The 22,621-nt window shown below is 43.0% G+C and carries 15 protein-coding genes; 5 read left to right on the top strand and 10 right to left on the bottom strand.

The window, feature by feature from the left end; translation table 11 throughout:
- Nucleotides 1–44: 44 nt before the first annotated feature.
- On the bottom strand, nt 45–1,664 hold the full coding sequence (locus tag KF872_07935; GenBank protein MBX2903473.1) for a hypothetical protein: 1,620 nt from the start codon (nt 1,662–1,664) through the stop codon (nt 45–47).
- Between the two features lie 215 nt (nt 1,665–1,879).
- Here KF872_07935 and KF872_07930 point away from each other — a divergent pair, with 215 nt between their 5' ends.
- The 4 genes from KF872_07930 (at nt 1,880) to KF872_07915 (ending at nt 12,162) form a co-directional block, all read left to right on the top strand.
- Nucleotides 1,880–9,997, top strand: a complete 8,118-nt coding sequence (locus KF872_07930; GenBank protein ID MBX2903472.1) for a T9SS type A sorting domain-containing protein — start codon at nt 1,880–1,882, stop codon at nt 9,995–9,997.
- A 108-nt stretch (nt 9,998–10,105) separates the two neighbouring features.
- The gene (locus tag KF872_07925) at nt 10,106–10,330 is read left to right on the top strand and encodes a hypothetical protein (GenBank protein MBX2903471.1); all 225 of its coding nucleotides are present in this window, start codon (nt 10,106–10,108) and stop codon (nt 10,328–10,330) included.
- A gap of 327 nt (nt 10,331–10,657) precedes the next feature.
- Nucleotides 10,658–11,197 (top strand): bifunctional pyr operon transcriptional regulator/uracil phosphoribosyltransferase PyrR, encoded by a 540-nt coding sequence (gene pyrR / locus KF872_07920; GenBank protein MBX2903470.1) that lies wholly within the window; start codon nt 10,658–10,660, stop codon nt 11,195–11,197.
- Between the two features lie 41 nt (nt 11,198–11,238).
- Entirely contained in the window at nt 11,239–12,162 is a 924-nt protein-coding gene (locus tag KF872_07915) for an aspartate carbamoyltransferase catalytic subunit (GenBank protein MBX2903469.1), read from the top strand.
- A 10-nt stretch (nt 12,163–12,172) separates the two neighbouring features.
- On the opposite strand, the gene rnc is transcribed toward KF872_07915, so the two are convergent.
- Together rnc and KF872_07905 are read right to left on the bottom strand one after the other, a co-directional pair.
- Nucleotides 12,173–12,892: a ribonuclease III gene (gene rnc, locus KF872_07910; protein MBX2903468.1), complete on the bottom strand. Its 720-nt coding sequence runs from the start codon at nt 12,890–12,892 to the stop codon at nt 12,173–12,175.
- Between the two features lie 105 nt (nt 12,893–12,997).
- Nucleotides 12,998–13,765 (bottom strand): hypothetical protein, encoded by a 768-nt coding sequence (locus KF872_07905; protein MBX2903467.1) that lies wholly within the window; start codon nt 13,763–13,765, stop codon nt 12,998–13,000.
- A 147-nt stretch (nt 13,766–13,912) separates the two neighbouring features.
- Between KF872_07905 and KF872_07900 the strand changes: the two genes are divergently transcribed.
- Complete coding sequence (locus tag KF872_07900; protein MBX2903466.1) at nt 13,913–14,524, top strand: GNAT family N-acetyltransferase; 612 nt, start codon at nt 13,913–13,915, stop codon at nt 14,522–14,524.
- Nucleotides 14,525–14,638: 114 nt separating this feature from the next.
- On the opposite strand, the gene KF872_07895 is transcribed toward KF872_07900, so the two are convergent.
- From KF872_07895 to KF872_07865, 7 genes are all read right to left on the bottom strand, one after another.
- Entirely contained in the window at nt 14,639–16,189 is a 1,551-nt protein-coding gene (locus KF872_07895) for a hypothetical protein (protein ID MBX2903465.1), read from the bottom strand.
- Nucleotides 16,190–16,230: 41 nt separating this feature from the next.
- Nucleotides 16,231–17,889, bottom strand: coding sequence for a urocanate hydratase (gene hutU, locus KF872_07890; protein ID MBX2903464.1), 1,659 nt, complete (start codon nt 17,887–17,889; stop codon nt 16,231–16,233).
- A gap of 44 nt (nt 17,890–17,933) precedes the next feature.
- A complete protein-coding gene (gene rsgA, locus KF872_07885; GenBank protein ID MBX2903463.1) occupies nt 17,934–18,860 on the bottom strand; it encodes a ribosome small subunit-dependent GTPase A in 927 nt (308 codons plus the stop codon).
- Nucleotides 18,861–18,906: 46 nt separating this feature from the next.
- Nucleotides 18,907–20,166: a rod shape-determining protein RodA gene (locus tag KF872_07880; protein ID MBX2903462.1), complete on the bottom strand. Its 1,260-nt coding sequence runs from the start codon at nt 20,164–20,166 to the stop codon at nt 18,907–18,909.
- Between the two features lie 96 nt (nt 20,167–20,262).
- Nucleotides 20,263–20,844: a tRNA-(ms[2]io[6]A)-hydroxylase gene (locus KF872_07875; GenBank protein MBX2903461.1), complete on the bottom strand. Its 582-nt coding sequence runs from the start codon at nt 20,842–20,844 to the stop codon at nt 20,263–20,265.
- 5 nt (nt 20,845–20,849) lie between these two features.
- Nucleotides 20,850–21,950, bottom strand: a complete 1,101-nt coding sequence (locus KF872_07870; GenBank protein MBX2903460.1) for a galactokinase — start codon at nt 21,948–21,950, stop codon at nt 20,850–20,852.
- The gene (locus KF872_07865) at nt 21,947–22,591 is read right to left on the bottom strand and encodes a GNAT family N-acetyltransferase (protein ID MBX2903459.1); all 645 of its coding nucleotides are present in this window, start codon (nt 22,589–22,591) and stop codon (nt 21,947–21,949) included. The genes KF872_07870 and KF872_07865 overlap by 4 nt, the downstream gene beginning before the upstream one ends.
- Nucleotides 22,592–22,621: the final 30 nt, after the last annotated feature.

Genomic DNA, 22,621 nt, shown 5'->3' with positions numbered 1-22,621 from the left:
TCAGTTTGATTGGTTGGGCTGCATGAAAAGTGGTTGATGATTAACTAGTGAGTTAAGATTTCTTTGCGCAATGCCTGCACCAAATCGTCATTTCTTTTCAAGTGTAGTTTTTTGCGCAAACTAAGGCGGTGTTTTTCTACATTTCTTACAGTGGTAAGTGTAAGCGTGGCAATTTCTTTATTGCTTAAGCTTTTTGTAAGCATAATAGCGGTGTTGGCTTCTGCATTAGAAATGCCCGGAAACCTTTTCATTAAAACGTCTTTCGAGGCATGGTGCGCTTCGTTAAACTTTGCCGAATAACCGGCTCGTTCATATTGTTGGGTTTGTTTAACCGTGTTAACCATACTACGCAGTTTTAAAAAAATTTCCTTTCTGCGAATGGAGGTTTGTTCCAACTCAGTAAAATAATCGGCAAACTGAGTAATGAGTTTGTCTTTTTGATGCAATTGCGAATTGAGCAATTGTATTTCCTGTTCCTGTAGTTGATGTTCTTTCTTCATCACTTCATGATTTAGTTGTTGAATTTGTAGTTGATGAGCGGTTTCAATTGCTTTTATTTTTTCAGCATCTTCTAAAGTTTGCCATTGGCGGTATTTTGAAAAATATTTTTCATGTGCAGCTAAAGCGTTGGCAGTATTGCCTGCGGCTTTTTCATATTGTGCTCTAAGTTGAAGCACGCTTACTTCAAGCCGGAGGATTTTAATTTGTGCCGATAAACGCTCGGCTTCTTCAACTGCTGCTCGCATTTCGTTCAATCTATTTTGTTTCAGGTAAAGCCGTGCAAGATTTAGTTGCGAATCGAGCCGATAATTGTGCCAACTATTTTTTTGTGCGAAAACATCTACAGCCATGTAAATTTTTTCAGCTTTATTCAATTGCCCTTTTTCAATTAAAGCAGTGGCAAGGTTAGAAGAGGCGGCAATGTATATGAGCGAATCGGCTGTTTCGGGCGTTTTTATATGTTCCAAAATCCGTTCGTAAAGTTTAATGGCTGGGGTTAGCTTTTTTTGAGTTTGATAGCAGTTTGCCAACAAATTGAAGAATGTAAGATGTTGCGGTTGGCTTAAATCATTTTCATCAAACAGCTTTTTTACCACCAAGCATTCTTTTAAAGATTTTTCATAATAGCCAAAGAAAAAATGAACATGCGCCACAGCCCAAGCACTTTGCAATACAAAATATTCATTCTTGCTTTTTTGTGCCAGCAGTTTTACCTGTTGGGCGGTTTCGAGGGCCAATGCAAAATGCCCTTGGTGCATTTCAATTAAGTGCTGTAAAAACAAGGCACGCAGTTCTTCCTCTATCCAGTTATTGGCAGAAGCTTCATCGGCTAATGCTTTAGCTGCTGCTGCTGTGGCAGTATTGTTCTTACGCATTTGCTCCACCAACTTCATTCTTTTCCATCGGTGCGCATATAGTTTGTTCTTAATGTTGTTGAATTGTTTTTCGCGCTTAATGCAAAGTGCATCGGCTTCCTTGTGTCGGTTCATTTGGCGCAGCAACATTAGTTCAGTAAGACGAAGCAATGGAAGTTCTTCGCGTTTTAAACGGCTGCTGCTTGTAGTCTCAATTTTTTTTAACTCATCATACTGACGCAGCAGGGGTATCATGCTGGTATTCCATATTTTTTCAAGTGCACCTGTTACTGTTATATTTTTTTTCATGTTAGTAGCGTAAATACGGATAGTTTACTACCATTGTTTTAAAATTTATCAATTGTCGTTTCCAGCTGGTAAGCGCCATTTACCTTCACTGCATTACAATACTACTAGCTCTTTACGTTACAGACAAGGTGGTAGTAATTAAGTAGTAATGAGTTTCGCAATTTCTTTTTCGACATTTGCTTCATTACTTTAGAATTCATAAAATAAAAAACACCATGCCTCACTTTTTGTTATTCGTAGGTCGTGCATTACAGGTAGTTTATACATGCTTTTTTGCTTTTGTTCTTTTATCGGGAACCCTTGTTGCTCAAAGCAGTATTGACCTTCAAAAGTTGCCCAATCTTCCTTATGCGGGCATTCCATTAGTAAATACCAATGGCAATTGGGTAACAAATACTACGGCTTTTCCTGATGACATTAACAATCTGGAAACCCAGATACGTACCATGCCGGCAAAAGGATTGGGCATTATGGGAGTAGAGTTTCAGTTGCGAGGAGCCGATGGTGGAACGGCAACTTTCAGAAACGGCTCACAAACTCAGCTTGCCCATGCAGGACAAGGGGGCACTGTTCAGTTTACTTACATGCTCACTTCTTCGTCATCGTATGGCAAACCATTTTTAGTGGTATATGGCAAACACGGACAAAGCACCAACCTGTTCGGTTTAGTTGCTACCGGTGGCGGAGGCGGCTCTACGGGCATGTGTTGGCTGGTTCCTCAAATCCAGTACATAAAAATGTTTCATGAAACAGATTTCTTGCCCGGATATTTTATTGCAGGAGCCGGAGGAGGTGGTGGTGGATGGGCAACGCTGAATGCCGCCAAAGCGGGAAAAGGTGGAGGAATTGCTACAACAGACCCTTACTCTAATGTAGCGAGCGGAGGCGTAGGTGATAACTGCACATCTTCAAGTGTCGTGAGCGCCTACACTACCTATTCGGGTTCCTCATCTTTTATGCCCGATACGAATTCGTTTGGCATTGCATCCTCTGCACGGCATAAAACATTTAGCTACAGCACAGGTGTTTACAATAATTCCTATGCCATCACAGCAGTTTACGCAGGCCAGGGTGGTGGGCAGCCTATTTACTATTCAAAAGCACAGCAACAGTTTCAGCAAGTAGTGGCTAACCCAAGCTCTGTTCTTTACAATTATGCTAATTGCCAACCCAGCCCTATTTATCTGGGTGGTGCTGGCGGATGTGGTTTTTTTGGTGGAGGTGCTGGCGCTTGTGGTTCGGAAGATTTTGGTGGAATGTCATACCCTGGTGCAGGTGCAGGTGGTGCCCCGGCTATTGATGTTGAATGGAACGGTAGTAAATTAAATCTTACAAATAATTTTTCAACCAGTGCGGCTTATTTACGAAAGCCCGGATGGGGAGGAAAACTTTATTGCCAGTCGTCTTCAGGGGAGTTTACCAACATCAGTTATGTTCCGGGCGCTGTTACCACCGCGCCTCAAAGCGGTTCGTTTTCATACCGCACCATTGCCGATAACATTCCTCCGGTAGCTACAGTAACCACAGATACAGTTACACTTTCGCTGCAACTTAGTTTCAGCAATCCGACTGCAGCCACACAGGTAACGCTGCCCGTAAATGCTGCTTATGCATGGGCAACAGATAATGATTCGGTAAAAACGTTGTCATTCACCAAAAGTATTTTCAACTGCAATGATGTTGGCTTCATAAGGAAAGTACGGCTTATAGCCACCGATTTTGCCGGCAATGTGGACACTTCGGATACTGAGTTGTGTGTGCGGGTAATAGATTCGGCTCCGCCCAAAATTCCTACCTGGCCCCTGAGCCCAAATCCGGTTTACCGCGACATTGCTACCGGACCATACACGGTAACACAAAATGATTTTCCGGTGGCAACCGATAACTGCTCGGGGATTACGGTAAATTATTCCTGGACTCCGCGCACCTTTTCCTGTGCCGATTTGGGAGGCACCTATACCGTAAACTATACGGTAACCGACCTGAACGGAAACAGCGCCACTTATGCCCAGCAGTTTATTATTGTCAGCTCGGCATCTTCTAACAATGTATATGTGGATGCATCAGCTACAGGTGCCAATAACGGCAGCAATTGGGCAAATGCTTACAACAACTTGCAGGATGCGCTGATGAATGTTTGCAACAACAACCGCAATTTTTACATTGCCGCAGGCACTTACTATCCCGACAGAGGTGTATTGGTTAATCTTAACGACCGCAACCAAACATTTACCCTGCGCGATGGAGATAAACTTTATGGTGGGTTCCCTTCGGGCGGCTCGGTGTTTGCCGACCGCAATCCTTCGGTGAACATTACCGTGCTATCGGGCAATATTGGTAACATATCATCGACTACTGATAACAGTTACCATGTGGTTACTATCCCTTCGGGCGTAAGCAAAATAATGCTTGAAGGAGTAATAATAGCCGATGGAAGAGGCGATGAAAACGCTTCTTCATTTGGCGGTGGAATAAAAATGCTTTCGGCATTTAACGACAGCATAGAGCGGCTTACGCTGAAAAATTCTATGCTTCAAAACAATTATGCTTCAGGCAATGGAGGTGGCATTGGTATTCCCAGTATCGCATTTGTGGGTCAGGTGAAAGCGCAGAATTCCGTGTTTGTGGGCAACACTGCCGGTGGAAATGGTGGAGCGTTTTACAGTTCAGCCATCGCATTTCCATCTGCGCTCTCGGCAGATTTTACCAACTGTCTTTTCCGCAACAATCAATCGCAAAATGGCGGTGCATTATTTTTTAGTAACACTGCTGCGCGGTTAACCAACTGTTCAGCGGGCTATAATAAAGCTGCAAACAGCGGAGGAGCAATTTCTTCAGCAACCGCAACTATTACAGTTCGCAACAGTATTTTGTGGGGCGATACAGCTGGAACTGCACAAAATGAAATCGGTTCGCCAGGATGTTCATTTACTTATTCAAACATACAAGGCAGTGGCGGCAGCGGGGCGTGGGTGAGCGCTACCGGTGTTGACAACGGAATGAACATTGATGTGAATCCGGGATACTTGTCCTTCCCACCAATGGTAATTCCTCCTAATTCACCTTGCCGTAACATGGGTTCGAAAACGTTGAATGATACAAATTTTGATTTAGCAGGTGTTCCGCGCGTAGTGCAGGATACCATTGACATGGGCGCCTACGAAATAAATCCTATTGTATATGTAGCGGCCGATGCTCCTAACGGTGGCGATGGTAATAGTTGGGCAACCGCATTCAACAATTTGAATGATGCCATCGCCAGTGCCTTTAATGGATTTTACCTGAAAGATATTTGGATTAAACAAGGCACCTATTACCCCGACCGTGCTGCCAACGGAACCAATCAGGGCCGATTCAATACATTTTACCTGGGTTATTCGAATAAACTATATGGAGGGTTTGCCGGAAACGAAACTTCGTTTTCTCAGCGCGACATTCCTGCCAACCCAACCATTTTAGATGGTGACATTGGCGTTTTGGGCGATACCTCAGACAATGCCTACCACGTGGTAACGTATGGCGGAATATTTCCATTATTAGACGGATTGATTATACAGAACGGAAATGCCAACCACCCTACGTTGAACGCTTATCAAAATGGGGGCGGTATCCATTATTCAGGTATTGCAGCGGCTCCTACACCTATAGTGCGCAACTGTGTGTTCCGCAATAATTCCGCAAACTTTGGTGGTGCAATAAGTGTAATGGATGCTTTTTCCAATCATACTTTCACTGCCATTCAATGTTTGTTTTACAACAATTATGCAACTGCCAATGGCGGTGCTATTTATGTGCTGAAAGGAGGCAATAACAATGTTGATGTTGCACTGAATCTTTACAACTGCACAGGCGCTAACAATATTGCCAATGGATATTTCGGAGGTTTTGTAGAAACGATTAATGTAAACGGTGCGGGTAATGCGATAACTAATATTTACAATTCTCTTTTGTGGGGCAACTACGTTAATCAAAACGGTTTTGGAACCGTAATGCAGGAGTATCACAACACCAACAGCAACTCAGCTACAAACATTTTCTCCAGTCATGTTGGCGGGGCAAGCCCGCTGTTTACCGACATCAATAATCCGGCAGGTGCTGACGGACAGATAATGACGGATGATGACGGACTTATTCCGCAAGCAGCAAGCACCACCATCAATTCGGGCAGTAACACTTACATACAGGAAGAAACAACTGCCGACATCACCAACAGCGCAAGAGTTTTGCAGGCTACGGTTGATGCCGGAGCTTACGAAACATTCGGATGCCCAGGCTTAACTGCATTGTATGTAGATAGCAGTGTTACAACAAGCGGAGATGGCAGCAGTTGGGCAACTGCCTATCGCTATTTAAACGAAGCGATGGGTGCGGCAAACCGTTGCCCGCAGGTAGATACCATTTACATTGCACAAGGAACATACTATGCCAACGGTTCTAATGAATACTCTGCAAGTCGCGATACGGCTTTTTACATGTCGAATTCATATTCGTTGTATGGCGGTTACCCTAATGGTGGCGGTGTAAGAAATGTGTTATCTAATAAGGTAACCATGAGCGGGAATATCAACTCCACAACTTCTAACGATAATGCGTATCACATTTTGATTATTAAAACCGATACAGCTTCAATGTCTGTTATTGACGGAATAACTTTTGCTGACGGCAATGCATCCGTTAATGGAAGTTACGCTATAAACGGAATACAGTTTCATCGTGGCTATGGTGCTGCTATTTATGTTGCCGCATCAAAGGTGCTTATCAATAATTGTTCGTTCTATAACAATGCAGCATTTCAGGGAGGTGCAGCGGTATTTGCCAATCAGGGCAGCAAACTCACCAGCACAAATTCTATTTATGAAAACAACAATGCTCGTTTTGGCGGAGCCATTCGTTTAGAAGGAAACGGAACCAATAGCATGGGCGAGGTGAGCAAAAATGTTTTTTACAGAAACACTTCTTTTAATGGCGGTGGTGGTGCTATCAGTTGTTTTGGCGGTGCACACACTATTACCAATAATCTATTTGCTTACGATTCAACTTTAGCACAAGGCGGTGGCGCCAATTTCACAAGCGGCACTTATCTTATTGCACAAAACACCTTCTTCAAAAGTTTTGCCACTACAGGCGGTGGCGCTTTTTCGTTGAATGGCGCAACAGGCACACAAATTATTGCCAACAATATTTTTTATGATAACAACGATACCATTGCAAACAACCCTCAATATTTCATTGGAGGAGGTGTTGTTTCAACTCTAACTGCAAACAGCGAATTGGGCAATCCGCAATTCAGCGACACCGCTAATTTGAAAGGAGACGATAACAGATGGGCAACAAGTGATGACGGTTTGTTTTTAAAGAATACCAGTAATCTCATTAACTCAGGAAATGTCAATTATGCATCGGGGGCTAATGATTTAAGCGGTGCGGCTCGAGTGCAGCTGGGCAAGCCTGACCCGGGTGCGTATGAAAGTGTAGCAATGATCACCCGTTGGTATGTAAACCATGCACAGGATACTGCCGAACAAAACGGAACAAGCTGGGCAACTGCTTTCACTAAGTTTGAAGATGGCATCAATGCCGCCAAGAGTGGCGACAGTGTTTGGGTGGCAGGCGGCACCTATTCGCCACCGGTAAGTGGCACTTCTTTTGCCATGAAAAGCAATGTGAAAATTTATGGTGGCTTTGCAGGCAATGAGCAAACACTGCAACAACGTAACCTGAGTTTGGGCTATAATACCACGCTAAGCGGTAACGACACCATTGTTTTTGTAAATAACAACGTTGATACTGCCGCATTGCTCGATGGATTTGTGATAACCAATGGCAAAGGAGGTGGAATACAAAACAATAATTCATCGCCACGCATCAGAAATGTTGTGTTCAACGGAAACCAGTCTGCCAACGGGGGCGCAGTTGCCAACAATAACTCTTCGCCCAAAATTCAGAATGTGGTTTTCTACAACAATACTTCATCGGCAAATGGTGGTGCTGTTTACAATGTTGCTTCCAATACTGAAATTACAAACGCTACTTTTTTCAGCAATACTGCTGCAAGTGGCGGTGCTGTTTACAACGATAATGCTTCGTTAGTGTCAATTGGCAATTCAGTTTTTTATGGAAATTCGGCAACAGCCGGTGCCGATGTTTTCTCTGCGGGAAATGAAAACATCAATTACTCAATACTTCAAGCCACTCATGTGGGTAATGGTAATATTGTTGGAATAGATCCATTGTTCACAGTGCGGCAATTGCCTGGAGGATTTGATGGTTTTTGGTTTACCGGAGATGATGGTTTGCAGGTAAGTTATCTGTCGCCCGCATTGAACAGCGGTTCCAATGCTTTGAGCACTGGTATTGCAACAGACATCACAGGAGCTTTACGCATTCAAAATGTAACTGTTGACCGTGGTGCCTACGAGAGTGCTTTACTTGGTTATTGCGATAGCGCAGGGTTGAATAATCAAAATGTGTTGTATGTGGATGCCGGTCGTGCTGCAAGTGGCGATGGCTCAACTTGGGAAAACGCATTCAGAACGTTGAGTGAAGCGCTCGACCGCGCTAACTATTGTCCGGCTATCGACACTATTCTAGTGGCAAGAGGCAATTACTTTCCTAAGGGGTATCAAAGCAACACCGACCGTTCAGCATCATTCACCATTCTGCGCAGTGGGTTACATGTCAAAGGCGGCTATCCAAATGGCGGTGGCGCGAGAAATCTTGCCGAGAATAACACCTTCTTGAATGGCAACATTGGTGATGAGGGTTCATCTGCCGATAACAGCTATCATGTAGTTACTTTTAAAAATGCAGGAGTTTCTTCTCTAGATGGCTTCATTATAACCAATGGAAACGCTGACGGTGTAACTGCACCCGACAATAGCGGTGGGGGTGTTTACAATGCATGTTCCGGCACTGGAAACAACAGCAACCCGGCTATTTTCAACTGTGTTTTTGTTGACAATAAAGCGCATTATGGTGCTGCTATATTTAACCGTGCGTCTGCGCAAGCACAAATACAACTTACAGTAACTAATGCGGTGTTTACTAGAGATTCTGCATATACTGATGGAGGTGCCGTGTATAATGAAGGCGTAAACAATGGAGTTACACGAGTGTGGGTTACAAACGCTACTTTTTACAACAATTCAGCAAATCAAAGTGGCGGAGCAGTTTGCACAAAAGCTGCTACAGGCGGAACTTCCTCTGTTAAATTTTTAAATAACATTTTTTGGAACAACCGTGCATCGGTAGGTGCGACTAATCAAAAGCAGGTTTTCAGCAGCAACAGTGCCGATTCGGCATCCTACAATTTGTTTCAAAGCGGGGTGCCTGCCTCTGTTTATAATGGCGGTTCCAATATTTCCTCAACGCCATTATTTGCCGTTGATAGCGTGCCAGCCGGATTTGAAAACAAATGGTTTTACAAATACAATGGATTGGCTTTGCGTATCAACAGTCCGGGTGTGCAGTCGGCAAGTGCGCTCGGTGCGCCTGCCACAGATATAACCGGTGCAAGCCGTATGCCACTTTCCGATATGGGCGCATATCAAAACGGATGTGTTGGAACCGGAAGCATTACGCTAAACATGAGCGGCTGCGATAGTGTTCTTTCACCCGGGTTCCATTTTCGTTGGTATAGCAGCGGCACTTATTCCGATACGCTTTACAATGTGCTGGGTTGCGATACCTTTTACACGATTAATCTCACTATGGGTTTCAGCAGTGCAGCAACATTGAATGCCACTGCATGTGGCAGTTATACATCGCCCAGTGGCAATTTTATGTGGGATTCTACCGGCACTTACTACGATACCTTAGTCAATGCTTCCGGTTGCGATAGCTTTATTACCGTTAATCTTCAAATAGTCCCCTTCAACGATTCGGTTGCGGTAACCAATAATGTATGCACCGCTTTACAAGCAGGGTTAAGTTACCAGTGGTTTAATTGTAATACCGGCTTGCCCGTTAATGGCGCTACCACATCAACATTTACGGTTACACAAAGCGGAACTTACCGTTGTTTGGTTACGCTTAATGGCTGTGCCGACACTACTGAATGTGTTACTGTAATTGTAGCAGGCACTGAAGAATTGAGTGCATATTCGGTTATGTTAATGCCTAACCCGAGCAATGGTTTGTTTGTGTTGAAGCATGATTACGATGGGGAACTGGATGTGTTGGTAACCGATGCAGTTGGAAAAATAGTAGCGGGGTGGAAACAAACACAACCTGAACAGCAAATTGATTTAAGCAATGTTTCTTCGGGCATTTATATGCTTAGAGTTATAAACAATAAGCGATTTGTAAAAACGTTGCGGGTGGTGGTTGAGTAATTGCCTTGTATACAGTGCGTGTATTATGGCGCATCTGCCAAGCCCATTTGCCTGATGGGAAGGTTACTGATACTCCAACACTTGCGCAACTTGAACGATTAGAGCATAGTGGGGCAGTGGGCGGAGGATGCCTACTACCAGTACTTTTGTGGAGAGCAAATGTTTGCAGCCAAAGAGCAGCATGTTCCCACAGAGTTGGTAGAATTCCGAAAGCGGGTAGGCGAAGAAGGCATTGAGTTGATTTTGGCAAAGACGGAGAAGAAAAGAAACCACCACCGATACACCACATCAAAAGCAAGACTCGCAAAGGCTTCAGAAGGTGAACTACAATAAAACCCCAAATCAGCCATCTTAAACAAGACCACCGATTATCCTGAAACTACTAGAGAGGTATTTTTGGAGACAATATCGACATAATGCTTGCAGCAGCCGTCATGAACTTCAAACGAATGATAAACAAATGGACGAAAAATTCACCCGCTTTTATTTTTGGGCTACATCAGAATCCCAATTTTTTGTTCGTTAACCAACTTTTACACACCAAAGTCCAATTACTCAACCGCAAATTTGACTTTTTGAGGGTTGACTCCTTATTCAAGAATATTTGATGCAAATTTCTTTTCTAAACCCCAACATCATTTTTATTTTAGCGCAGTTTTTATGCAGCCACGCGTAATTCTTGCTTCTCAACAATTTTCGCTTACCATTCACAGGCTTTGTCATCTTTTAATTGAAAACCATAAAGATTTCAGCAATAGCGTGCTTATTGGAGTGCAACCTCGCGGAGTATTGCTATCGCTGCGTATTCAAAAAGAATTGCAGCGTATTACCCAATTGCGCCAGATAGAGCATGGTAAATTGGATATTACTTTTTACCGCGATGATTTTAGGCAAAAAGGAAAGCCCTTGCAGGCAAGCGAAACCAATATCCCGTTTTCGATAGAAGGGAAGAAAGTAATTTTAATAGACGATGTGCTCTATACCGGTAGAACCATTCGTGCGGCATTAGATGCTATGCTCGATTTTGGCAGGCCGGAGTATGTGGAATTACTGGTGCTTATAGATAGAAGGCTACACCGCGATTTGCCTATACAAGCAACGTATGTAGGAAAAGTAATAGACTCTATAGTAAACGAAAAGGTAAAGGTAGAGTGGGAAGAAGAAGCCGGAAACGATTTGGTTTGGATAGAAAGTATATAATTTAGTAATTAAAATTCTTCAGGTAAATACAACCGTTTAAAATGAGTGCTTTAAGCCAGAAACACCTGCTCGGAATCAAGTATATTCAAAAGTCGGATATTGAATTGATTCTGCAAACCGCCACCCGTTTTAAAGAAGTGTTACAGCGCCCTATAAAAAAAGTTCCTTCGCTCAGAGATATTACCATTGCCAATTTATTTTTTGAAGATTCTACACGCACCCGCATTTCGTTTGAATTGGCAGAGAAACGATTGAGTGCCGATACCATTAATTTTTCGGCATCGGGTTCTTCGGTAAAAAAAGGCGAAACACTGTTAGATACCGTGCGCAATATTCTTGCCATGAAAGTAGATATTGTGGTAATGCGCCACAGCAGTAGCGGTGCACCTGTATTTTTATCGCAGCATATTCCTGCAAGCATTGTAAATGCAGGCGATGGCACCAACGAACATCCTACACAAGGCTTGCTCGATGCATATTCTATGACCGAGCAATTTGGTTCGCTAAAAGGTTTGCGCGTGTTGATAGTGGGTGATATTAAACACTCCAGAGTGGCGGGATCTAATATACCATTGCTAAAGAAGATGGGAGCAGAGGTAACCGTATGCGGCCCGCCAACTTTACTTCCAAAATACTTGAGCGAAATAGGCGTACGCACAGAGTTGAACTTAAAGAAAGCGCTGCAATGGTGCGATGTGGCAAACGTATTGCGCATTCAGCTAGAGCGGATGGATATTAAATTTGTGCCAACCTTGCGCGAGTATTCGCTGTTTTACGGTATAAATCGCGAACTCTTAGACAGTCTAAATAAAAAGATAACCATTATGCATCCCGGACCTATAAATCGGGGAATAGAGCTTAGCAGCGATGTGGCCGATAGTGGGCAATCTATTATTTTGCAACAGGTTGAAAACGGTGTGGCTGTTCGCATGGCAGTACTCTACTTGCTGGCTGGAAGAGAGTAAACTCCTGAAGTTAAATAGTGTTTTCGCCTACCACAACAGCTTGCCCAATTACTTTTACGGCATTGTGTGCTGCATTTTGTTCGGCAGTTTTTTTATTGAATCCTTCGCCTGCAGCCACAAATTCATTATCTATCACTATATGAATAACGAAGTAGCTTCTATTGCCTTTGCGGCTTTGTTCGTGTAAGTTAAACTCCAGCTTTTTAGATTCGCGCTGCGCAAATTGATATAGTTTGCTTTTAAAATCTATTTCGGTAGCTAAAATATTATCTATATCCAACAGCTGCGAGAGCACTCTCTTTTGAATAAATTTTTTGGTGGGTTCAAAACCTGCATCTAAGTACAAAGCACCCACTAAGGCTTCAAAAGTATTGCCTGCCATATCTTTGGCAGAGTCGCCCATTTGGCGCTTGTGATAGTCTAATTTTGTCATTAAACCGAGGCGCTCGCCCAGTTCGTTCAACTGCCTGCGGTTTACCACTTTAGAGCGCAGCAGGGTAATAAAGCCTTCGTCTTTGTAGGGATATTTTTTAAACAAGTAATCGCACACACAAGCATCTAAAATGCTATCGCCCAGTAGTTCTAAACGCTCGTTGTTTTGCTCCGGTTGCGAAAATTTAGAGCGGTGGCTAAATACTTGTTTGTATAGTTTTAGCTTAGAAGGCGTAATACCCGTAATGCCCTTTACAAAGGCAACCAGTTCTTTATCGTTAGAAAAAAAGCGATTCAAAAATTGTTCTATCACAGCAAATCTCCGTGCACCGAAGATAGATTTTCAGTTTATGAAAAGCAAAATTTGTTGAAAAGGCTGATTTTGTGTGTTTGTAGAGTAGCATTAAGTTGCCAAAACTTGCAGTTGCACTCCGGGCAAAATAACACCAATAGCGGCATCGCCCACGAAGGCAACCGATTGGGCACGGGCAAATACACTACGCAGGTAATTAAATACAGCCACCGATTGGGTAAACGAATTTGGCGTGAGCAACATAGATGCACCCACTGTTCTAATAGACGGGAAATTGCCAAAAAGCACCATGTTTAATCCCGCCTGTGCTATGGCTCCAATAGAACCTTGAACAATAAAAATATTGGTATTTACGGTGCTGTAATCTGTGGTATTTTGGTTGTAAGTATCGGTGCCGTTTATGCCATATAAAGTAGAAACTGAACTTTGTGAAGATTGCAACGAATCTAACCCAATGCCGCTAATTACCCTGCCAATAAGCCTGCCCGCCAAACTTACAATTAGCTGCTCTACCGCATTGCCGGCAGCGCTAACTGCGCCACCTGCCTGCACGCCAAGGGCGGCACCGTAAATTCTTTTTTGAATTACCAAGCGGTGGTTTCTGTCCCAAAATCTTTCTTGGTAAGAATAGGGCAGTAGGTTCCATTGGTTATATAAGTATTCGTTTGAGTAATGATCGGTTCGGGTAGCCAAATGGCTGCTGCGCCCATAAGCAGCTGCAAAATTTTCTGACGAAAGATTGAGCGGAGTAAGCGGAGCAGTTATAGTTCCTAAAGAACCTCCTATTCCAATTACAATAGAGTTGATGGAACACAAACTCTCTGTGGTGTTGTATCCTAAAATTATGGGACTTGGCATATACCAAAGAAACAATATTAGTTACACAGTTCAAACCCTGCCGAAATATTTGTGTAGCCACAGTTTGTACGAGAAATGTAATGCAGTAACACAATACTCTTTTGGATTCGCTATGTTTAAGGCTCATACAGGGTAAGATGCCTTTAGATGGCAGTAAAAGTGCACTTGGTAGAAAATTATAGTCTTACAAAATTTGAACTTAAAAGGAAGATGAAGATTTCAATAGAAACAGAACGACTAATCTTGCGAGAAATAGAACATACAGATAAGAACGATTTGTATGAAATGGATGCCGACCCTGCAGTTCATTTGTATATTGAAAATAGGCCTGCAACATCTATTGATGAAGTAATTGCTGCAATAGAAGGGATTAAAAATCAATATAAAGAAAATGGAATTGCCCGCTGGGCTGTGGTTGATAAATTAACTCGTGAATGTATAGGTTGGGCTGGGCTTAAATTTTTTAAGCAAGCACTCAATAACCATAATTATTTTTATGAACTTGGTTATCGCTTTAAGAAAAAACACTGGGGAAAGGGCTTTGCAACAGAGGCCTCCGGTGCAGTACTAGATTATGGCTTTATGAATTTGAATATAGATAAGGTTTATGCAATAACCGATCCTGAAAATACAGCCTCTAAAAAGGTATTGATAAAACTAGGTTTTTATTTTAAAGAAACATTTGACTACGAAGGTAGCCCAACAGACTGGTTTGAATTAGCAAAAGAAAATTGGCTGGATAACAAATGTTGTATCTAATTCAAGACTGCTCAAGGAAGTTGCAGCATAGTTTTGAATTGCAACACCTATACACACTTTAGTTATAGAAGCCACACTAATTTTATTTGCGGAAGAGTAATGCTTATCTTTTGCCTATGGCGTTAACCTGCCATAGAATCTTGGGAATGGAATAGATTCGCGTACGTGTTGCAAACCGCATGTCCATGTAACTAAGCGCTCTAATCCTAAACCAAAACCGCTGTGCGGCACATTGCCAAACTTGCGTAAATCCAAGTACCATTCAAATGCTTCCATTGGGAGTTGGTGTTCAATAATTTTGCTTTTTAGGCGCTCTATATCGGTTTCGCGCTCTCCTCCGCCCACTACTTCGCCATAACCTTCGGGTGCTAATAAATCTACGCCTTTGGCATATCCTTTATCGGTTTCGTCTTCTTTCATGTAGAAGGCTTTTACGGCTTGCGGCCAATTGTAAACCATAATTGGCTGCCCAAACATACGGGTTAAAACGGTTTCATCGCTTCCTCCAAAATCGTTGCCGCGTTCAAAGTTTTTAGCACTGTTTAGCCACAGCGGAATGTTGTTTGCTTTTTCTTCTAAATCGGCAATTTCGTTTTTAAGCGTATCAATTTTATTGCGGTTGAAGTTGGCTTCTCCTTTGGTTAAGCTACCGCTGGCAATTTTGGCTTCGCGCTCGGCAATATCTTTTTGGCAGGTGGCAATTTTGCTTTGCAATTCAGCTAAATCTTCTTCAAGAATTTGAATGGTGGTTTTGCCGTTTACTGTTTTTTCGCCTTTAATAATATCTACTGCTTCTTCATATTTCATACGAATAAATGGTTCGCGTACGCGCTCTAAAAATGCGGTATTGCGCTCCAGTGCTTGTAATTCTAAGATGCAGTTGTCGAGCACTTTTGTAACCACATGGCGTATAAAATCTTCTATAAGATCCATATCCATTTTAAGGTCGAAGAATGCCATTTCTGGTTCTATCATCCAAAATTCGGTGAGGTGCCTGCGGGTTTTGCTTTTTTCGGCACGGAAGGTTGGGCCAAAGGTGTAAATAAGACCTTGTGCCATTGCCATGGCTTCGCCATATAATTGACCGCTTTGCGAAAGGTAAGCAGGGTCTCCGAAGTAATCTGTTTCAAACAAGTTGGTGGTTCCTTCGCAGGCGTTGCCCGTAAAAATAGGGGCATCCATTTGCACAAAATTCCTTTGTTGGAAGAATTCGTGAATGGCGAAAATAATAGTGTTGCGGATGCGCATAATTGCCCACTGGCGTTTTGAGCGCAGCCAAAGGTGGCGGTGGTTAAGTAAGAAATCGGGGCCGTGTTCTTTTTTGCCGATTGGGTATTCTTCTGCCACGCCAATTACGGTTATTTGAGTGGCTTGTATTTCGTAGCCGCCAAATTGTTTTTCGTCTTTTACTACTTTTCCTTGTATGGCAAAAGAGCTTTCGAGCGAGAGACGTTTGGCATCTTCAAACATTTGCTCACCTACGACATTTATATCTACTACGCATTGCACAAATCCGGTTCCATCGCGCAGGGTAAGGAATACTAATCCTTTACTGTCGCGCCTGTTGGCATTCCAGCCTTTTAAAGATACTTCTTGGTTTTCGAATTTGCTTAACTGGTTGATGTATGTTGCTTGCATAAGGGCGCGAAGATAAGCGGTTTGCATTGGCTTTCAAGAATCAGAATGCCAAAAAGATGTTATGGCGTTTATATGTTTAATCCAAAATGGTTGGCTACATCTTGTGCCAGTTCGTAACCGGCATCGGCATGGCGGATAACGCCCATTGCGGGATCGTTGTGCAGCACGCGCGAAAGCCGAATTGCGGCACCATCGCTGCCATCTGCCACAATCACCATTCCTGCATGTAGCGAATAACCCATTCCTACTCCGCCACCGTGATGAAAACTAACCCAGCTGGCACCTCCGGCAGTATTGATTAACGCATTTAAAATTGGCCAATCGGCAATGGCATCGCTGCCGTCTTTCATGGCTTCGGTTTCGCGGTTGGGCGAAGCCACGCTGCCTGTATCTAAATGGTCGCGACCAATTACTATGGGTGCCGATACTTTTCCTTCTTTCACTAATTGATTAAAAGCCAATCCTGCTTTTTCTCTATCGCCCATTCCTAACCAGCAAATACGCGCAGGCAAACCCTGAAATGCCACCTTTTCTTTTGCTAATTTTAACCAACGCAGCAATCCTTTATTTTCAGGAAAAAGTTCTTTTAGTTTTTCATCGCAAACATGAATATCGTTTGGGTCGCCACTTAATGCTACAAAGCGAAAAGGACCTTTGCCTTCGCAAAAAAGCGGACGAATATAAGCCGGCACAAATCCGGGAAAATCAAAAGCATTTTGAACGCCCCTTTTATCTTTTGCTTGCCCGCGCAGGTTGTTCCCATAATCGAATGTAATTGCTCCTTGCTTTTGCAATTCAAGCATTAACCGAACATGATGCGCCATGGTATCCAGCGAAAGCTTACGATATGTTTCGGGGTTACTTTCTCTTAAAGCTTTTGCTTCTTCTACACTTAATTTTTGGGGAAAGTAGCCAATTAACTCATCGTGTGCCGAAGTTTGGTCGGTGAGTGTTTCGGGTGTAATATTTCTTTCGATAAGTCGTTTCAATAAATCTACAATATTGCAAAGTACACCAATAGAAACGGCTTCGCCATTGGCTTTAGCATCTAAAGCTCTATCTATTGCTTCGTCAATTTGGGCATACCATTCGTCTAAATATCGTGTTTCTATACGTTTTTTTATTCTCCACTCTTCCATTTCGGCAATGAGCGCCACACCTTCGTTCATGGTTATGGCAAGCGGTTGTGCACCGCCCATGCCGCCTAAACCTGCGGTAACATTTAGTGTTCCTTTTAAAGAACCTTTAAAATGTTTTGAAGCAAGCGAAAGGTAAGTTTCGTAAGTGCCTTGTACGATGCCTTGTGTGCCAATGTAAATCCAACTTCCGGCAGTCATTTGCCCATACATGATTAAGCCTTTGGCTTCTAATTCGCGGAAGTGTTCCCAGGTAGCCCACTTGCCAACCAAATTGGAATTGGCAATAAGCACGCGCGGTGCATCTTTATGCGAGCGCAGAATGCCCATAGGCTTTCCGCTTTGGATCATGAGCGTTTCGTTTTCTTCTAAATTTTTTAAGCAAAAAAGAATTTTTTGAAGTGCTTCATGGTTGCGGGCAGCTTTGCCAATGCCGCCATACACTACTAATTCTTCGGGTTTTTCGGCTACTTCCGGATGCAAATTATTGAGCAACATGCGGTAAGCTGCTTCCTGAACCCAGCCTTTGCAGGTTAATTGGTTTCCTGTTGGCGGAAGTGGAATATGTATTTTGTTTTCTGTGGAACTCATGGTGCGAAGGTAGGAAAATGATAGGAACGGAAAGCAGGCGTAATTTATTCCCAATGCTTGCGTGCTTGCTTTACTTCTTCTAACAGCACTAAGTAGGAACCAAAGCGGTCTTGGTTTATTTTTCCTTCTATTACTGCGTGTTTTACGGCACAACCGGGTTCGTTTTCGTGCAGGCAATTGTGGAATTTACAATGTGGTAAATAGGGAAGCATTTCAATAAAGTAATGGCTTACTTCTTCGGGTTTAAAGCCGCTTACGCCAAACTCGCGTATGCCGGGTGTGTCTATTACACTGCCGCCAATATCTAGGAAATGCATTTCGGCAAAAGTAGTGGTGTGCATTCCTTTTCCGCTGAAGGAAGAAACGGCTTGTGTTTTTAAATGCAGCGTTGGTTGAATACAGTTGAGCAGGGAAGATTTTCCCACTCCGGAGTGGCCGGAGAGGAGGCTTGTTTTTCCTTTCAATAGATTGGCAAAATGGTCTATGTGGAGTTTGGTTACCACAGAGGTGTGCAACACAGAGTAGCCAATGGAGCGATACATGTTGTCCATTTCAGTTAAGCGTGTTTGTTCTTTTTTAGAAAGGTTATCGCATTTATTAAAAACAAGAACTATGGGAATATGGTAAGCCTCTGCGGTAAGTAAAAAGCGATCTATAAATCCTGTGCTGGTGCGGGGCGAAACAACGGTAGCAATGAGTATTGCCTGCGAAATATTGGAGGCAATAATTTGCCTTGCTTTTTCGTGTTTGGGCGATTGCCGCACAATATAATTGTGGCGCGGCAGCACTTGTGCAATCACAAAATCTTGGTCTAGTTTTTCTACCATTACTTTATCGCCAACGGCAACCGGATTGGTAGTGTCGGTTTCGTCTAAGCGCAAAATTCCTTTGAGCCTTGCCGTAACATTTTTGCCATCGCTAAGTGTAATTTCGTACCAGCTTCCGGTGCTTTTGGTTACTACTCCTTCCATATTTGTGCGATGTAAAAGTGATGATAAAACAGCGGTGAAAAAATATTTAGCGAAGTACTTCTAATCGTTGTGCATCTAACCGAATAAATATAAACAGCAAAATGGTGAACGAAAGCAAAGAAGAGCCGCCATAGCTTATGAACGGCAGCGGAATGCCAATTACGGGCGCAATACCAATTGCCATGCCGATATTGATTACTAAATGAAAGAACAGTACGCTTACCACACAGTAGCCATATACGCGGCTAAACCTACTGCGCTGTCGCTCTGCCAAATACACTAAGCGATACAGCAGTGTAAGAAAAAGTGCAATAAGTACCATACTGCCGGCAAAGCCAAATTCTTCTCCAATAGAAGAAAAAATAAAATCGGTGCTTTGTTCCGGTACAAAGTTGAGTTTAGTTTGAGTGCCGTTTAAATAGCCTTTTCCTAAAACGCGCCCGGAGCCAACGGCAATAATAGATTGGCGAACGTTCCAATCTTTTGCAGGATCGTTTTCTTTTCCGAGCAATACGTTTATACGGTCTTTTTGGTGGCCTTTTAGTTTGCTAAAGCCATAATCTACCGAAAAAATATAGCCGCTTGCCAGCATCCAAAATGCCAATACATACAGTATGTATCTCCGCATACGCCAGTTAATCCATATAAAGAGCAATGCTAACGCCAGCAATATGCCTACCAGTAAAAATTTATCTACCACCAATGCCAATAGCGAGAGTATGCCTATGGTGCCGCCAATAATAAGAAAGTACGATTCTAATCCTTCTCGAAATAAGGCAAGTATAAATGCAGTAAACACAATGGCAGATCCGGCATCGCCCTGAATGGCAATGGTAAGCATAGGAATAACAATGAGTGCCAGTGCTATTATCTTATCTTTCCATTTGCGAATATCTACCGTAAGCCCCGAAAGGTATTTGGCAACCGCCAATGCGGTAGCAAATTTTACCAATTCCGATGGCTGCATTTGAAAACCACCAAAGCGAATCCAGTTTTGCTGCCCTTTTACTTCTACTCCAAAGAAAATAACGCCAACGCAGACCAGCAGCACCACAATGTAAATAACATAAGCAAAGGTTGAAAAGAACTTACCATCAATAATGAGTAGGAGCGAAGCCACAATGGAGCAAACTATCATCCATTGAAATTGCTTGCCGCTATTGCGGGTGGCATCGAAGATATTGCTGTGCTCTTCGCTGTAAACGGCACTGTAAATGGTTGCCCAACCGATGAGTACTAGAATTACATACAGCAATACTGTGAGCCAATCGAAATTTCCGGTAAGCGAATCGTTTTTCCTTGACATGGAATTTTGTGCGCTGCTAAGGTACAAAACCGTATGTAAGCAGCTTTTTAAAAGAAACACACAGGGTACGTGAACAATAGCAGAAAAACAGTCAGATTAGTGCATTCTATCGCCACGCAGGCTTAGCTGTTGCATTATGTCGGCTTCGTGCGTTAGCCATTCTTGCCAGCGATGGAGCACTTGCTCTTTGTTTCCGAATTGATAAGCCATATCTAAAAAGAGTTTGTAATGCCCGGCTTCGCTTACCATTAAATTTTTATAGAAAGTGCGCAGCTCTGCATCGTTTATTTTTTGGCTCAGCAGTTTAAAGCGTTCGCAACTGCGTGCTTCAATTAGTGCGGCAAAGAGCAATTTTTCAATTAGCGCTGTTTGCCTGCTGCCGCCTTTTATCATAAATTTTTGCAGGGCATTTACATAGTCGTCTTTGCGCTGCCTGCCTAATTTTAGGCCGCGTTTTTTAAGTTGATCGAGCACTAATTTAAAATGCCCCCACTCTTCGCTTACAATAGGCACTAGCGCTTCTACCAGCTCTTCGTAATCCGGGAAAATTTGAATGATGGAAATAGAGGTAGAAGCTGCTTTTTGTTCGCAATATGCGTGGTCGGTAAGAATATCTTCAATGCTTTTTTCTGCCAAGTTTACCCAACGCGGGTCGGTGGGAAGTTTAAGTCCTAACATGTTTTTTAGCTTATCTTTTTTACGCCTTCGCCAATATCGCAAATGTACACTTCGCCTTGCAAACCTGTGGCGGTAAAATATTGTTCTTCAACAAAAGTTTTAAAATGAGGTGTGTGTGCACCTTCAACCAAAGCAATGGCGCAGCCGCCAAATCCGGCTCCCGTCATGCGGGCAGCATTGCAGCCGTAATGCGTACAGGCAATTTGCACTATGGTATCTAACTCGTTGCCGCTTACTTCATAGTTGTCTTTTAGCGATTGGTGTGATTGGTTTATGAGTGCTTCTACTTTACCAATATCGTTTTGTGCCAATGCTGCTGCTGCTTGCTGTGTGCGCAGGTGTTCTTCTATTGCATGTGCGGCACGTTTTTTAAGGATTGGTTGTGGAATATATGCAAGGTCGCTCGGTTTGCATTCGCATAAAAAGTTGATGGGCGTTTTTTTATGTTGATTGATGAAAGAAAGAGCCTGCTCGCATTCTGCCCTGCGTTCGTTGTATTTTGAATGAATAAGGTTGCGCGGCTTTTTGGTGTTGAGCAATACTACTTTTTGGGTGTGGAGGTTTATGGGAACCTGCTTAAATTCTAAGGTGGCGCAATTGAGCAGCATGGCGCTTTTTGCAGGTGCATTGGCAATGCAAAATTGATCCATAATGCCACAATTTACACCTATAAATTTATTTTCTACGGCTTGGCACCAAAGTGCTATTTCTTGGGTTGATACGGTGTAGCCGTTTTCTTGCAAAAGCAAAAACATAGTAAGCACTTCAATACAGGCCGATGACGAAAGGCCGCTTGCTTCGGGCAAGGTGCTTGTGTAATGAATGTGCAATGGCGAAAGCGTAAACTGTTTTTCTTGCAAGAATTGATAAACTCCCAACGGGTAATTGAGCCATGCATTTTCTTGGTTGAAAGAGAATTGCTGTGCCGGAGCAAACGAAATTGTTTGCTTGTGTGTGGCTGATGAAAAGTGGAAATTTCCATCGTTGCTTTTAGATACTTGTGCAGTAATGCCAAGCGAAATAGCTGCCGGCAGCACCCAGCCGCCATTGTAATCTATGTGTTCTCCAATTAAGTTTATTCTTCCGGGTGCAAAATATAGTGTCATGCTATCTCTAATTGCAACATTTCTGTAGAAAGTTGAGGCACGTTTCTAAGGAGCAGATTTTTTAATTCAGTATCGAGTGGTGTATCTTCAAACTCAATAACTGTTTTGGCGTTTCCTTTGGCTGCAAGCCTGCGGAGTTTATCTGCCGAAAGAAAATAATCGGTGCGCTCCAGTTCATATTCAAACCCTTGCCCCAATTCAATTTTTCGTTTCTTTAAGAAGCCGAGTTGGGTATTGTAGCGGTGCGCTACTTTATTATTGCCGCGTACTTTTGCAAATACTTTTTTAATGCCTCCGAGTAAGAAAAAAATATCGAGCATAGCAAGCGAAGCCCGCACCGGCACATCGGTTCCAAGATAGGCATCGCTGTAAATAAACAAGCCGCTAAAGGCGGTGTGTTCGCTCCAGTCTATAGATGACATATTGATAAGCCCTACCTGCTTGCCATGATAATGAATAAGGAAAAAAAAGTTTTCGTGATCGTTTATACTATGAAACCATTCCGCCTGCATACTTTCTGTGATAATGCCGCGGTGAAACATATTGCGCGAAATTTTGGGGTCGTTGCGCCATGAGCGAATCATTTCGCAATGCTCTTGTTTTAAGCGCTCTAAAACTATTCCGTATCGAAAAATTTTCATCTTATCGCTGCTACAAATAAAGCAGAAAGT

This window comes from Chitinophagales bacterium, from assembly GCA_019638515.1.
Lineage (GTDB): Bacteria > Bacteroidota > Bacteroidia > Chitinophagales > LD1 > UBA7692.
This window is presented reverse-complemented; position numbering and strand designations above follow the sequence as displayed.

Excerpts from the sequence above, each read along its gene's own strand:
- pyrR (MBX2903470.1), top strand. The coding sequence starts at position 10,658 with ATGCAGCCACGCGTAATTCTTGCTTCTCAACAATTTTCGCTTACCATT.
- KF872_07870 (MBX2903460.1), bottom strand. The coding sequence starts at position 21,950 with ATGACACTATATTTTGCACCCGGAAGAATAAACTTAATTGGAGAACAC.
- KF872_07865 (MBX2903459.1), bottom strand. The coding sequence starts at position 22,591 with ATGAAAATTTTTCGATACGGAATAGTTTTAGAGCGCTTAAAACAAGAG.
- KF872_07905 (MBX2903467.1), bottom strand. The coding sequence starts at position 13,765 with ATGCCAAGTCCCATAATTTTAGGATACAACACCACAGAGAGTTTGTGT.
- KF872_07915 (MBX2903469.1), top strand. The coding sequence starts at position 11,239 with ATGAGTGCTTTAAGCCAGAAACACCTGCTCGGAATCAAGTATATTCAA.
- KF872_07875 (MBX2903461.1), bottom strand. The coding sequence starts at position 20,844 with ATGTTAGGACTTAAACTTCCCACCGACCCGCGTTGGGTAAACTTGGCA.
- KF872_07900 (MBX2903466.1), top strand. The coding sequence starts at position 13,913 with ATGGCAGTAAAAGTGCACTTGGTAGAAAATTATAGTCTTACAAAATTT.
- hutU (MBX2903464.1), bottom strand. The coding sequence starts at position 17,889 with ATGAGTTCCACAGAAAACAAAATACATATTCCACTTCCGCCAACAGGA.
- KF872_07880 (MBX2903462.1), bottom strand. The coding sequence starts at position 20,166 with ATGTCAAGGAAAAACGATTCGCTTACCGGAAATTTCGATTGGCTCACA.
- KF872_07895 (MBX2903465.1), bottom strand. The coding sequence starts at position 16,189 with ATGCAAACCGCTTATCTTCGCGCCCTTATGCAAGCAACATACATCAAC.
- KF872_07930 (MBX2903472.1), top strand. The coding sequence starts at position 1,880 with ATGCCTCACTTTTTGTTATTCGTAGGTCGTGCATTACAGGTAGTTTAT.
- KF872_07935 (MBX2903473.1), bottom strand. The coding sequence starts at position 1,664 with ATGAAAAAAAATATAACAGTAACAGGTGCACTTGAAAAAATATGGAAT.
- rsgA (MBX2903463.1), bottom strand. The coding sequence starts at position 18,860 with ATGGAAGGAGTAGTAACCAAAAGCACCGGAAGCTGGTACGAAATTACA.